The sequence below is a fragment of the Amycolatopsis sp. NPDC059021 genome, assembly GCF_042739895.1.
GTDB lineage: Bacteria > Actinomycetota > Actinomycetes > Mycobacteriales > Pseudonocardiaceae > Amycolatopsis.
This window is the reverse complement of sequence record NZ_JBHYIQ010000050.1, coordinates 31,817-45,393: the sequence shown is the minus strand read 5'-3', so window position 1 is coordinate 45,393 and position 13,577 is coordinate 31,817. Positions and strand designations below refer to the sequence as shown.

Sequence of the window (13,577 nt, the reverse complement as noted above, 5' to 3'; positions counted from 1 at the left end):
GTCGATCATCGTGGTCACCCGGCGCTGGGCAGGGTCCGCCGGAGAAACTCCGTGGTCAGGTCCCAGGCGCGCGCGGCTGCCCGCGGGTGGTGGAACATCGGGGCGACGCGGTTGTGGAAGGCGTGCCCGGCGTCTTCCTGGACGTGGATCTCGGCGCCGGGATGCGCGGCGACGGCCTCTTCGACGAGCCGGACGTCCGAGCGGGGGATGTACGGGTCCTGGCCGCCGAAGTGGAACTGGATGGGACAGGTGATCCGGTCCAGCGCGGCGATCTGCGCGGGCACGGTCGAGCCGTAGAACGACACGGCTACGTCGGGATCGGACTGGGCCGCGGCGGCGAAGGCCAGCGCGCCGCCGAGACAGAACCCGAACACCCCCGCCCGGCCGTCGACCTCCGGCAGCGCGCGGAGGTGGGCCAGCGCGGCGAGGACATCCGAGACGCCCTTCCCGGGGTCGAAGTCGCTCATGATCTTCATGGACGCGGCGACGCCCTCTTCGTCGTGGGCCGAGGACCAGCCGGGAGCGAACCGCCAGAACAGTTCCGGCACGGCGACGACGTAGCCGAGCGCGGCGAGGTCGGCCGCGACCGACTTCAGATAGTCGTCGAGGCCGAAGATCTCCTGGACCAGCACGAGCCCCGGCCCACGGCCGGATTCGGGCAGCCAGACCGGCAGACCCACGGTGCCGTCGGCGAGAACCAGCTGATCGGTGCGTGTGCTCAAGCCGCGTGTGCTCAAGATGTGCTCCCTGGCCGGAAATCGGTGAATGCCTTGACAAGGACGTCGTGCACGAGCCGGGCCTGGCGGCCGTCGGGGTCGAGGTCGGGATCGAACACGGTCAGCTCGAACCCGGCCACGCCGGGCAGCGCGAACAGCCCGCGCAGCAAGGCGACGAGGGTTTCCGGATCGAGACCGCCGGGATCGGGACTGTCCACTGCGGACACATATTCCGGGTCGAGCACGTCGATGTCCACGTGGACCCAGAAGCCGTCGAGACCCGAGAACGTCTCCCGCGCAGCGGAAAGTGCCTCGCCGACGCCGCCCGCCATGATCGATTCGCTGGCGACGGCGCGGATCCCGGCTTCGCGGACTTCGCCGGATTCGCGCTCCCGCACGCCGAGCACGACCACGTCCTCATCCCGCACGTACGGCCGCAGACCGTCGATCTCGGCGAGATCCGGCGCGCCCCGCCCGGTCATGATCGCCAGATCCTCCCCGGCCGCCGCGCCGACGTGCGGGGAGTTCTCCAGGCTCCGGAAGTCGCTGTGCCCGTCGAGGTACGCGATGCCGTACCGGCCTTCGCGCCGCAGCGCCAGCGCCGCGGCGAGCGCGATCGAGCAGTCCCCGCCGAGTACCACGGGAAAACCGCCGCCGGCACGGACCTTCGCCAGCCGGGCGGCGAGCGCGCGGGTGTACGCGGCGATGGCGGCCGAGTTGCGGACGCCGTCACCCGGCTCCCAAGTGGACAGATACCGCCCCGGTGTCACCACTCCGGCGTCGGTGGCGCCGAGCGCGGCGAGGAGCCCGAGGTCCCGCAGGACCCCGGGTGTCTTGTAGCAGCCCGGTACGGCGCCGTCGGCCGGTGGGCGCAGGCCCAGGTTCGACGGCGCGTCGAGCACGACGAGATTCCCCATGGCCGTCACCCTAGCGGCGGCCACCGACAATTCCCGGGTTACTGGTCGCCGCAGGTGATCTTCGGCGACGGGTCGTACTTCACGGTCCTGGTCGAGCGGCTGACCTCACGGCCGGTCGCGGCGTCCTTGAGCACGCGCGTGTCGCTGGTGGTGAACCCGGGGCCACCGCTGGACGGGTGGCAGTTCTGCTTCGGCCCGGCCCGCTCGAACGGCGGAGTCTCGTTGGTCCGGCCGCCGGGGATCGACTCGACGGTGTACCGCTTGGTGCCCCACAGTTTCACCGTGATCGAGGACGGCGTCCAGATGGTCTGGATCGCGACGCCGTTCGGGCTGTCGTTGGTGAACTTCAGGTCGATCACGCTGGAACCGTTGGGGTTCTGGAACACCGTCGCCTCGCGCCCGGCGGGATAGCGGCTGATGTAGTAGCTGTGTTCCTTGTGCCCGGCGTCCTTCATGCCCGAGAAGTACGACGCGTTGTACAACGTGGTCGCGAACTGGGAGATGCCGCCGCCGATCTCGCGCGCGGGAGCGCCGTTCTCGATCACGCCCGCCTCGACATACCCCTGCGGCGCCCCGCGCGGGCCGGTGTAGCCGTTGAGGCTGAAGGTCTCGCCGGGTTTCACGATGGCGCCGTTGACCTTCTCGGCGACCACGCGGATGTTGGTCCCGGAGTCCGCGGCGAAACCACCGGTGGTGAACTCGCCGATGACCTCCTTCACGCCGAGCTGGTTGGCCTGGTCGGTGGTCACCTTCGCCGGAGCGTTCTTGTACAGCGCGGCGAGCTCGCGGCCGTCTTTGCGCTTGAGGACGTCCGGCAGCGGTTTGAGGCTCGGGTCCCAGTCGATCGTGCGGCCGTCCACGGAGGGCTCGACAGCGGGTTTGCCGCCGTCGAACACGATCTCCGCGTCCTTGCCTTCCTTCTCGGTGGACTTCAGCTGCGGCCCGGCGGCCTCGACGATCTTCGCGTTGTCGACCTTCGGGTTCAGCATGCCGCCCTCGCCCGGTTCGAACGTGATCGCCGACGCGATGGCCTCCGGCTTGACCGTCGCGTCCTTGCCCTCGCCCTTGACCACGACCGGCGAGGCGACGGCCGGGGCGGCGAACGTGTCGAGCGCGGCCTGGACGCCCTGCGGCGTGGTCCGCACCGCCTTGGTGGTCACCGGCAGGTTCATCGTCTGGCCGCTCGCCCAGTGCGTGAGGATCTGCTGCGAGGCGGCGGCGACGTCGAGCTGCTGGCCCGGCTTCGGCATGACCGCGACCGGCTTCGCGCCCTCGAAGCGCACGGTGCCCTCGGCGGATTCGCGGTCGACGCGGCCGCGCAGATCCTCCAGCGCGGCGCCGAGCTTGCCCTCGTCCGCGTGCGTGACGACGCCGACCTCGCGGCTGCTGAACAGCGACGCGAGCCGGGTGAACGGGTTGAGCGGCTGGTCGCCCGCCTGGTCGAGGGTGGCGGGCCAGTCCAGCCGCAGGCCAGCGATGGTCGGCGACAGTGTCGACTGGACGTCACCCGCGGTCACCGCGAGCGGCCGGGTCAGCCGCGGTTCGATCGTGCCGCGCAGCTGCTGTTCGGCCTGTTTGCGGTCCAGCCCGCCGACGTCGACCCCGGCCACGGTGACGCCGCGGGGAACGCTGCCCTGGCTGGCGATCAGGTCGATGGCGTAGACGACCACGAGCAGGCCGAACAGCCCGCCGGCGATCCAGCCCGCCTTGCGCAGGCCAGGGCGTCGTCGCGGTGTGCTCGCCCGCACGGCGGGCTCGATGACCTCGGTGGCCTCGGCCCGCTCCGGCGGGACGACGGGGAGAACGTCCGTCTGCTCGCCATGCGATTCCGGCCAGCGTGGTTCGTGCGGCAACTTTCCACCCTCCAGCCCGGCGCCGGGGTTGCGCCGCTGACGCGATCACGATAACGGGCCTTCGGACAAGCCTGACGACTCGCCCGTACGGGGGACAAAACGGTCACACTTAAGGGTGGATGGATCACCGCGGGTCAGGTTCGGGAGTATGCCCCAGCCGGGCGAGAAAGTCGAAATCGCAGCCCTGATCCGCCTGTGTGACGTGCTGAGCGTAGAGCGCCCCGTAGCCGCGTTCGCAGGCTGGTTCCGGCGGTGTCCACGCAGCTCGGCGCCGATCCAGCTCGGCGCTGTCGACCTCCAGGCGCAGCGTTCTGGCAGGAACGTCAAGGGTGATGCGGTCGCCGTCGCGGACCAGCGCGAGCGGTCCGCCCGCGGCCGATTCGGGCGCGACGTGCAATACGCACGCTCCGTAACTGGTGCCACTCATTCGTGCATCGGAAATCCGGACCATGTCGCGCACGCCTTCGGCCAGCAGCCGGTCGGGGATCGGGAGCATCCCGTATTCGGGCATTCCGGGCCCGCCGAGCGGACCGGAACCCCGCAACACCAGGACCGAATCCGCGGTGATGCCCAGTTCCGGGTCGTTGATCCGCCGCTTGAGGTCGGTGTAGTCGTCGAAGACGACGGCGGGCCCGGTGTGGGTGAGCAGCCGGGCCTCGGCGGCGATGTGCTTGATCACCGCGCCGGACGGCGCCAGGTTCCCGCGCAGCACCGCGACGCCGCCTTCGGGAGCGATCGGGTTGTCGCGCGGCCGGATGACGTCGTCGTTGTGTACCCGCGCGGTCGCCAGCGTCTCGCCGAGCGTGCGGCCGCTGACCGTGAGTCGGTCGGTGTGCAGCAGATCCGTCAGCCGCGACAGCAGTCCGGGCAGCCCGCCCGCGTAGTAGAAGTCCTCCATCAGCCAGGCGCCGCCGGGCCGGATGTTCGCCAGCACCGGAACACGTCGCGCGATCGCGTCGAAATCGTTCAGGCTCAAGGGGATCCGGCTCCGGCCCGCCATCGCGATCAGGTGAATCACGGCGTTGGTCGACCCGCCCAGCGCGAGCACGGTGGTGACGGCGTCGGCGTACGCGCGCTCGTCGAGCACGCGGCCGATCGTCAGGTCCGCCCAGACCATCTCGACGATCCGGGCGCCGCTGGCCGCGGCCATCCGGTGGTGCGCGGAATCGACGGCCGGGATCGACGCCGCGCCGGGCAGCGTCAGCCCGAGCACCTCGGCCGCCGACGTCATCGTGGACGCGGTGCCCATGGTCATGCAGTGCCCCGGCGAGCGCGCGAGACCGCGTTCGAGCTCCGACAGCTCTTCGTCGCCGATCAACCCGGCACGCCGGTCGTCCCAGTACCGCCACATGTCCGTCCCGCTGCCGAGGACTTCGTCGCGCCAGTGCCCGCGCAACATCGGCCCGGCGGGGACGAAGATCGCCGGCAGCCCGGCGCTCGCCGCGCCCATGAGCAGCGCGGGAGTCGTCTTGTCGCAGCCGCCCATGAGCACCGCGCCGTCGATCGGGTAGGAGCGCAGGATTTCCTCGGTCTCCATGGCCAGGAGGTTGCGGTAGAGCATCGGCGTCGGCTTCTGGTACGTCTCCGACAAGGTGGCCACCGGGAACTCCAGCGGGAAGCCGCCCGCCTGCCACACCCCGCGTTTGACCTGCTCGGCGCGTTCGCGCAGGTGCATGTGACAGGGATTGATGTCACTCCAGGTGTTGAGGATCCCGATCACCGGTTTGCCGAGGTGCTCACCGGGTGCGAAGCCGAGCTGCCGGGCGCGGGCGCGATGGCTGAAGCCACGCAGGTCGTCGCCGCCGAACCAGCGGTGGCTGCGCAGTTCCTCCGGAGTCTTCATGTGCGGTACGGTATCTGATATACGAAGCGTGTCGCATAACGTCGTCACAGCCTGGCTGGTTAGATTGACGGGATCTGCGAAGACCTGCCGATGCGGAGTGGCCGATGCCAGGGACGTTCAGCCTGCCCGCCTCCCGGACCGAGGTGGTCCTGGAGGAGATCCGGCGTGGCATCCTCAACCAGGAGTTCAAGCCGGGGCAGCCGCTGGTCGAGGCCGAGCTCGCGCAGCGGCTGGGGGTTTCCAAGACCCCGGTGCGGGAGGCGCTGAAGGTCCTGTCGAACTCCGGGCTCGTCACGTTCAGCCCGTACAAGGGCGCGTCGGTGAGCATTGTCGACGCCGAACTCGCGCGCTCGGTCTACGACGTCCGCACGGTGCTCGAACCCGAGGCGGTGCGCCGCGCCGTCGAGCGGCGTGAACCGGCGTTGTTCGAGGACGCGGCCGAGGCGCTCAAGGAGGCGTCGGCGGCGATCGCGGACAAGGACCACGCCGCGCTGAGCCTGCTCAACCGGCGGTTCCACCGCGCGCTCTACCAGGGGTGCGGCAATCCGCTGATGGTGTCGATCCTCGACGACCTGCGGGACAGGGCGGCGCTGATCAGCGTCATCGGCTGGGAGGCGAATCCCAGCTGGCGCAAGGAATGGACCGAGCACAAGGCGGTGCTCGCCGCGGCGAGGAAGGGCGACGCCGACGGCGCGGCCGACCTGTTGCGCAAGCACGTCGGCGGCTTCCTCGACCGCGTGCTGAAGACGTTGGACGAGTGAAATGCGGCTCCTCCTGATCTCCGACACCCACCTGCCCGCGCGGGCGCGTGAGCTGCCGGACCAGGTGTGGCGGGAGGTCGACGCGGCCGACGTCGTCGTGCACGCCGGAGACTGGGTGGACGTCGCGACTCTCGACGCGCTCGAAGCCCGCTGCAAGCAGCTGATCGCGGTGTACGGCAACAACGACGGCCCCGCGTTGCGCTCGCGGCTTCCGGAGGTCGCGCGCGTGGAGCTGGACGGCGTCCGGCTCGCGGTGATCCACGAAACCGGGGCGGCGAAGGGCCGCGAGTCGCGATGCGACGCGCTGTTCCCCGACACCGATGTGCTGGTGTTCGGGCACAGCCACATCCCGTGGGATTCGGTGACCCCGGCGGGGCTGCGGCTGCTCAACCCCGGGTCGCCGACGGACCGGCGCCGTCAGCCGTACTGCACGTACCGGACCGCGCGGATCTCGCGGGGCCGGTTGGCTGACGTCGCACTGCACGAGCTGCCGCGGCGGACCTGACGGAGTAGACAGAAGGCATGGATCCGGCACAGGCTCTGCGGGACATCGCGTTCCACCTCGAACGCGCGGGCGAACCGACCTATCGGGTGCGCGCGTTCCGGCAGGCCGCGGCCGTGGTCGACAACCAGGACCCGGAGGCGCTGGCCACGCGGGCGCGGGCGGGCACGCTGACGGCGTTGCGCGGGATCGGCAAGGCGACCGCGGGGGTCATCGAGGACGTGCTGGCCGGACGGGAACCGGCGTACCACGCGAAACTCACCGAACCCGAGCTGCCGGACGGCGGTCCGTTGCGCACCGCGTTGCGCGGGGACTGTCACACGCATTCCGACTGGTCCGACGGCGGCAGCTCGATCGGCGAGATGGCCGCGGCGGGCCGCGCGCTCGGCCACGAGTGGATGGTCCTGACCGACCATTCGCCGCGGCTGACCGTCGCCAACGGGCTCTCCCCGGAACGGCTGCTGCGTCAGATGGACGTCGTCGCCGAGGCCAACGAGGTGCTCGCGCCGTTCCGGCTGTTGCACGGGATCGAGGTCGACATCCTCGACGACGGCGCGCTGGACCAGCGGGAGGATCTGCTGGCGCGCCTGGACTTCGTCGTCGCGAGCGTGCATTCGAAACTCCGGATGCCCGCGAAGGAGATGACGCCGCGGATGCTCGCCGCGATCGAGAACCCGCACGTCCGGGTGCTCGGGCACTGCACGGGGCGGCTGCGCTCCCGACGTCCCGAATCGGAGTTCGACGCCGAAGCTGTGTTCGCCGCCTGCCGGGAGAACGGGGTCGCGGTGGAGATCAACTCCCGCCCGGAACGGCTCGACCCGCCGATGCGGCTGCTGCGCCTGGCCGCCGACCTGGGCTGCGACTTCGCGATCGACAGCGACGCGCACGCGCCGGGCCAGCTCGACTGGCAGGTCTACGGCTGCGAACGCGCTATGAAGGCGGGCATCGGCCCGGACCGGGTGATCAACACCCGCACCGCCGACATCCTGCTCGCCGCCGCCTGAAGCCGCTCCGCCTGTGGAGTGTCCACAATGGACGACAGGGTTCGGCGGCACTGGGGATACACCCCCACCCACCCTGGGGGACGACCCCGCAACAATCCTATCGCCGCACCCCGACGGAATCCGGCGGCGCGATGCCGTGAAGGACTCCTTCACGGCGTTGAGCGCCGGTAAGGGGTCCTTCACGGCATGGCGGCGGAGCGAGTGGGCCGGTCGCGCGCTGCGCGGGTGTCTCGAACGGACCGTTCGGGACGGTCGGGGGTGGTTCGTGTCCTGAACGACGCGTACGGGACGTCGAGCGTCCCGATCGGAGCGTTCGCGACGTGGTGGCTCGCCACGAAGGAGCCTCCACCGTGGCGGCCGAGCCGAGGGACGCCCCTGGTGCATCTATCGCACCGGGGGTCGCCCTTGGTGCGTTGGCCGAGCCGAGGGGCGCCCTTGGTGCGATGGCCGGGCCGTGGTCGCCTTTGGTGCGTTGGCCAAGCCGAGGGACGCCCCCGGTGCGTTGGCCGAGCCGGGGGGCGCCTTTGGTGCATCTGTCGCACCGGGGTCGCCCTTGGTGCGGTGGCCGAGCTGAGGGACGCCCCCGGTGCGGTGGCCGAGCCGAGGGACGCCCTTGGTGCGTTGGCCGGGCCGTGGGCGCCTTTGGTGCGTTGGCCGAGCCGAGGGACGCCCCCGGTGCATCCACCGCACCGAGGGGAGCCCTTGTCGCATTGCTGGTGCCGCGTGGGACTTCGCTGGTGTGTGTTCAGCGTGCCGAGGGGGCAACCGGCGCCGAGGGCCGCCCTGGTGCATCCTCTGGCGCTGAGAGCGCCACTGGTGCGTCCACCGGGCCGAAAAGAGCCCCGGCGCTTCCGCCGCCAATGCCAGAAACTCAGGCGAGTGACTGCCGGGTCGCGACCCGTGTCCACAGTGGACTCACGTGCCGGTAAGGCCACCTTGGGGGCGTCAGACGCCCCCAAGGTGGCCTTACCGGCAGCACGGCACGCCGAGAATGTTCCGCTACAGCGCGCAACTCGGAGCCAAGGCGACGAGTGCGCACCCCGAGCCTCAGGCGACCTTGATGTCGATCACCGGGTGTTGCGCCGGGTCGAGCCAGCGCATTACGGCGTCCAGGTCGCCGCTGGGGATGGCCACGCAGCCCGCGGTCGGCCTGCCGGACGACACGTGCAGGAAGAACGCCGAACCGTTGCCGGGCACGGCGGGGTTCCGGTTGTAGTCGATCACCGTCGCGTGGTTGTACACCGGGCCGGCCTTGCCGAGGTCCTCGCCGGCGGCCTCGTTGAACGGGCAGGTGCCCGGAGCGCAGTGGTAGTAAGTGTTGTAGTACGGCGATTTGACGTCCGAGACCCACCAGTCCGAGGTGGTGACCTGCCGGTACGGGAGCCGGGTGCCGTTGTTCGGCTGGATGCCGAAGGCCTCGGTCAGCGTCCACACCCCGGCCGGGGTGTGCGAGGTCGATTCGCTCGCCTGTCCGATGCCGTCGGTGCCGACGTTCGCCGTCACCGGGCCGAGCACACGCACCCACTGCCCGTCCACGCGCTGCCACGCGGAGAGTTTCGCGGTGGTGGCGCTCGGGGAGGCACCGACGACGGTGACCACCTGGTCGGCGGTGCCGTAGGAAGAGGACAGGGGAGTGGTGTCCGCTGCGGCCTCGCCCGGTACCACGGCGGCGGCGAAGGTGGTCACGCCGAGCACCGCGAGGGCGAGGGGCAGCAGGAATCTTTTGGCCATACCGCGATCCTAGGGTGCGAAACCCTTACCTCGCAGCTTTTCGGCGTCGCCGGAAACCCGGCGGGTCACCGGATCTCGTACGGGTCCCCGTAGACCTGCCAGCTCAACGGGGTGTGCAGGTCGAGGTTGTCCTCGTTGAGGAACTTCAGCTGCTCGGTGTCCACACGGGAGGTGTCGGCGTGGGCCTCCTCCTTCTTCATGACCACCTTGCGCGCCTCGAGGAACGCCTTGAGATACGTTTTCTCGTCACCGCCCTGGGACGGCGGTTTCGCCTTCTGCAGCGCGGCCGCGCGAATTCCGCCGAAACTGTCGGTGCTGTCCCCCGGTCCGTGCATCACGATGGCGTCGTAATAGACGAACTGGCCCAGCGCGCCGAGTTTGTCGGACTTCCCCTGGCCGACCGCGGGATTGAAATAGACCCGGTCGCGTTCGTTGTTCTGCGCGGTCTGGAACTCCGAGGTGGCCGCGGCCTGTTTCCAAGCGTTTTCGAACGGCGCGCCGAGACCGTCATGGGACGGCGTGCCGTTGACCTTCCGCAGTGCGGGCAGGAACTTCGCGAGCGGATTGTCCGGCGTCGCCTTCGTGTAGGCTTCGACGAGGTCGAGCATGTCGCCGGTGCCCGAACAGAAGCCGACGATCCCGGCGGTGTAACCCCGGCCGTCGCCGATGTCCTCGATGTACTTGTACTGCGCTTTCCAGTCCAGCGAGGAGTTCTCCGCGCTGGACACCAGCTTCATCGCGATTTCCTTCTTCTCCGGAGTGGCCAGGTCGCCACCCGAGGCGAACGCGCTCTGCGCGGCGGCGATGGGAGAAGGCGCCGCGAAGGCGGCGTTCGACAACGCCGGCGTCGCGATCGCGACGGCGAGGATCGAGGCCATTCCGAGCCCGCGGGCGAAAACCGGCCGCATCGTCTTGCTCATGACGTGGATACCCTTCCACACAATTGCCGTGGTTTAACACGGCAATTTCCGACATGGCGTCCGGTGCCCCGTTCCCCGGACGGCCTCGCGGCCGCCGGAAACGGTGCGCCGGTGTAGCTGCGGCGTGGCGTCACGATAACGAGGCGCCCGGCCACGACACAAGGGGTATGTGGGTTTTTTACATACGTGAACAGGAAGGCGGCGAAATCACGCCGTTCCGGCGTCGCGCGCGCCCGCGAACAGGCGGATCACGTCGGGCAGGACCGAGACCGGGATCGTCGGGTCGATCGCGCGCTGCACGCCGAGTCCGATGCCGAGGCTGAGCAAGGCGGTCGCCGCGTCGTCGGCGGACATCGGCAGCGTGATGCCCAGCCGTTCGGAGAACCCGGTGAGCAGTCCGGCGATGGTGTCGCGCATGGCCTTGTCCCGCGCGGCGAGTTCGGCGCGGACCCGCGGATCGCGCCGGGCGCCGACGGCGAACTCGACCTCCAGCGACGTCCACGCCTCGTCGCCGATGCTGCGTTCGGCCCAGGCCTGGAACGCGGCGAGCAGATCCTCCAGGCCCTCGGCGTCCACCAGCGCCTGCGCGACCATCTCCACCTGCTCGTCGTGGATCCGGTCGAGCACGGCGAGGCAGAGTTCGTCCTTGTTGCGGAAGTTGGAGTAGACCGCGCCCTTCGAGTAGCCCGCCTCGTCGGCGACCTTCTCCAGCGAGGTCACCGAGTAGCCGTCACGCAGGAACAACTCCTTCGCGGTGGCGAGGAGTTGCTCGCGGGTACGCGCTTGGCTTTCGGCTCGGGTCAGTCGTGGCACGGGTGTCACTGTAGTGAACCGTCACCCGGGGTAATCCATCTACCGGCAGTATTGAGATACTGCTAGTATCCGAAACCATGCAACGTCACTTCGAAGTCCTCGTCATCGGTGCCGGGGCATCCGGGCTCGGTGCCGCCGTCCGTCTCGGCCAGGCCGGGATCGACGACTACGCGGTGCTGGAAAAGGCCGGTGAGCTCGGCGGAACCTGGCGCGACAACACCTATCCCGGCTGCGCCTGCGACGTCCCGTCGGCGCTGTACTCCTACTCGTTCGCGCCCAATCCCGAATGGACCCGCGCGTTCGCCAAGCAGCCGGAGATCCGTGCGTACCTGCGGGGGACCGCGGCGCGGTACGGCGTCACGGAGCGCATCCGGTACGACACCGAGGTGACGCGCGCACAGTGGAACGAGCGCGACGCGCGCTGGGAGCTGGAGACGACGCAGGGCCCGTACACCGCGCGTGTGCTCGTCGCGGGCACCGGGCCGTGGCATGAGCCGCTCATCCCGGAGCTGCCGGGGCTGGACGGCTTCCCCGGCGAGACCTTCCACTCCGCGCGCTGGAACCACGACTACGACCTCGCGGGCAAGCGGGTCGCGGTGGTCGGCTCGGGCGCGTCGGCGGTGCAGTTCATCCCCGAGATCGCGGGAAAGGTGTCGCGGCTGCACCTGTTCCAGCGCACCGCGCAGTGGGTGCTGCCCAAGCCGGATCACTACGTCCCCGGCCTCGAACGCCTGCTGCTGCGCCGTTTTCCCGCGCTCCAGCGAGCCTTGCGCTCGGCCGAGTACGCCGCCATGGAGGGGCTCGGCATCGGGTTCCGGCATCCGTGGCTGCTGCGCCAGGTCCAGCGGATCGGCCTCGCGCATCTGCGGCTGACCGTGCGGGATCCCGTGCTGCGCAAGGCGTTGACGCCGGACTACACGCTCGGCTGCAAACGCTTGCTGATGTCGAACACCTACTATCGCGCGCTCACGAAGTCCACTGTGGACGTCCACCCGACGGCGGTGCGGGAGATCGAGGGCAACCGGGTGCTCGGTGCCGACGGGTCCGTCGCCGAGGTCGACGCGATCATCTTCGGCACCGGTTTCCACATCCTCGACATGCCGGTCTCGGCGCGGGTGTTCGACGCCGGGGGCCGCAGTCTCGACGACCATTGGCAGGGCAGCCCGCAGGCGTATCTCGGCACCACCGTCGCCGGGTTCCCCAATCTCTACCTGCTGCTCGGCCCGAGTCTCGGGACCGGGCACTCGTCGGCGTTCATGATCCTCGAAGCCCAGCTGCGGCACACGATCGAGGCGATCACGCGGACGCTGCGCGGCGGCTGGGCCAGCATGCGGGTGCGGCCGGAGGCACAGGCGGCGTTCAACGCCGAGGTGCAGGCGGCGTTGCCGGGCACGGTCTACCAGTCGGGCGGATGTTCGAGTTACTACACCGATGTCAACGGGCGCAACAGTTTCAGCTGGCCGTTCTCCACCGGCCGGTTGCGTGACCGGGTCGGCGCTTTCACCGAAGCCGACTACCTGGTTTCCCGGTCCAGCAACGAAAGGACATCCGATGCGACCGCTGTTCGGTAACCGCTATCCCGCCATTCCGCTGAACGGCGCGATCGTCGCGATCACCGGGGCCGGACGCGGGATCGGCCGTGCCACCGCGGAGGCGTTCGCCGCGCAAGGCGCCACCGTCTGCCTCGGTGATCTGGACACGTCTGTCGTGGAGAAGGCGGCGAAAGAGATCGGTGACAAGGCGCGGGCGTACCCGCTGGACGTCACCGTTCGCGCGTCCTTCGCCGCCTTCACCGACGCCGTGACCGAGGAGTTCGGCCGGATCGACGTACTGGTCAACAACGCGGGCGTCATGCCACTCGGCGACTTCGTCGAGGAACCGGACGCGCTGAGCCGCACCACGCTGGACGTCAACGTCTGGGGCCTGATCCACGGGATGCGGCTGGTGCTGCCGGGGATGATCGCGGCGGGACGCGGGCACGTCGTCAACATCGCCTCGATGGCGGGGAAGATCCCGATTCCGGGGATGGCGGTGTACAACGCGAGCAAATTCGCCGCGGTCGGCCTGACCGCCGCGGTGCGCCGGGAATACGCGGGTGCAGGCGTGAGCGTCAGCGCGGTCCTGCCCAGTGCCGTCCGCACCGGGCTCGCGTCCGGCGTTCCGCTGGGCGGCGGCCTCCCGACGGTCGATCCGGAGGACATCGCCCGCGCGGTGGTGGACAGCTGCCGGACGCGGCGCGCGGAAATCCCGGTGCCGCGTTACGTCGGTGGCTGGGACCTGCTCGACGCGCTCACCCCGGAACGCGTGATGTCCTTCGCGCGCTCGCTCATCGGCGACAACCGCGCGCTCACGTCCCTGGATCCCGAAGCCCGCTCCGACTACACCCGGCGCGTGGCCGATCAGGTCACCCGCCGCACGTCGTGGGGGGTAGGGGGGGGTTGAAGCCGGCGGGGGGCGGGGAGAGGCCCACAACACAGAACGAGAGTCAAAAAAAACCAACAAACCCCCCCCCGGGGC

At 69.9% G+C, this 13,577-nt stretch carries 12 protein-coding genes; 5 read left to right on the top strand and 7 right to left on the bottom strand.

Going from position 1 to position 13,577, the window contains the following annotated elements; translation table 11 throughout:
• Window positions 1-14 precede the first annotated feature (14 nt).
• The 4 genes from ACFWX1_RS27090 to araD all read right to left on the bottom strand — a co-directional run bounded on the left by ACFWX1_RS27090 (window position 15) and on the right by araD (window position 5,329).
• Window positions 15-722, bottom strand: coding sequence for a dienelactone hydrolase family protein (locus tag ACFWX1_RS27090; RefSeq protein WP_378391944.1), 708 nt, complete (start codon window positions 720-722; stop codon window positions 15-17).
• 11 nt (window positions 723-733) lie between these two features.
• Complete coding sequence (locus ACFWX1_RS27085; protein WP_378391893.1) at window positions 734-1,633, bottom strand: arginase family protein; 900 nt, start codon at window positions 1,631-1,633, stop codon at window positions 734-736.
• A gap of 38 nt (window positions 1,634-1,671) precedes the next feature.
• Window positions 1,672-3,486 (bottom strand): VanW family protein, encoded by a 1,815-nt coding sequence (locus ACFWX1_RS27080; protein WP_378391891.1) that lies wholly within the window; start codon window positions 3,484-3,486, stop codon window positions 1,672-1,674.
• A gap of 124 nt (window positions 3,487-3,610) precedes the next feature.
• The gene (gene araD, locus ACFWX1_RS27075) at window positions 3,611-5,329 is read right to left on the bottom strand and encodes an L-arabinonate dehydratase (protein WP_378391889.1); all 1,719 of its coding nucleotides are present in this window, start codon (window positions 5,327-5,329) and stop codon (window positions 3,611-3,613) included.
• A 104-nt stretch (window positions 5,330-5,433) separates the two neighbouring features.
• Here araD and ACFWX1_RS27070 point away from each other — a divergent pair, with 104 nt between their 5' ends.
• Genes ACFWX1_RS27070 through ACFWX1_RS27060 form a run of 3 tightly spaced genes read left to right on the top strand, consistent with a single transcriptional unit; the run spans window position 5,434 to window position 7,596 of the window.
• Entirely contained in the window at window positions 5,434-6,090 is a 657-nt protein-coding gene (locus ACFWX1_RS27070; protein ID WP_378330164.1) for a GntR family transcriptional regulator, read from the top strand.
• A gap of 1 nt (window position 6,091) precedes the next feature.
• The gene (locus tag ACFWX1_RS27065; protein WP_378391887.1) at window positions 6,092-6,595 is read left to right on the top strand and encodes a metallophosphoesterase family protein; all 504 of its coding nucleotides are present in this window, start codon (window positions 6,092-6,094) and stop codon (window positions 6,593-6,595) included.
• Between the two features lie 17 nt (window positions 6,596-6,612).
• Window positions 6,613-7,596, top strand: coding sequence for a PHP domain-containing protein (locus ACFWX1_RS27060; protein ID WP_378391885.1), 984 nt, complete (start codon window positions 6,613-6,615; stop codon window positions 7,594-7,596).
• A 1,047-nt stretch (window positions 7,597-8,643) separates the two neighbouring features.
• Here ACFWX1_RS27060 and ACFWX1_RS27055 read toward each other — a convergent pair.
• The 3 genes from ACFWX1_RS27055 to ACFWX1_RS27045 form a co-directional block, all read right to left on the bottom strand.
• Entirely contained in the window at window positions 8,644-9,327 is a 684-nt protein-coding gene (locus tag ACFWX1_RS27055; RefSeq protein WP_378391883.1) for a L,D-transpeptidase, read from the bottom strand.
• Window positions 9,328-9,392: 65 nt separating this feature from the next.
• Window positions 9,393-10,247: a chitosanase gene (locus ACFWX1_RS27050; protein WP_378391881.1), complete on the bottom strand. Its 855-nt coding sequence runs from the start codon at window positions 10,245-10,247 to the stop codon at window positions 9,393-9,395.
• Window positions 10,248-10,454: 207 nt separating this feature from the next.
• The gene (locus ACFWX1_RS27045; protein ID WP_378391879.1) at window positions 10,455-11,060 is read right to left on the bottom strand and encodes a TetR/AcrR family transcriptional regulator; all 606 of its coding nucleotides are present in this window, start codon (window positions 11,058-11,060) and stop codon (window positions 10,455-10,457) included.
• Window positions 11,061-11,137: 77 nt separating this feature from the next.
• On the opposite strand from ACFWX1_RS27045, the gene ACFWX1_RS27040 reads away from it, so the two are divergent.
• Window positions 11,138-12,631 carry a flavin-containing monooxygenase gene (locus ACFWX1_RS27040; protein ID WP_378391878.1) on the top strand — a complete coding sequence of 498 codons (1,494 nt, stop codon included), beginning with the start codon at window positions 11,138-11,140 and terminating at the stop codon, window positions 12,629-12,631.
• A complete protein-coding gene (locus ACFWX1_RS27035; RefSeq protein ID WP_378391876.1) occupies window positions 12,612-13,502 on the top strand; it encodes an SDR family oxidoreductase in 891 nt (296 codons plus the stop codon). Before ACFWX1_RS27040 ends, ACFWX1_RS27035 begins: the two co-directional genes overlap by 20 nt.
• Window positions 13,503-13,577 lie beyond the last annotated feature (75 nt).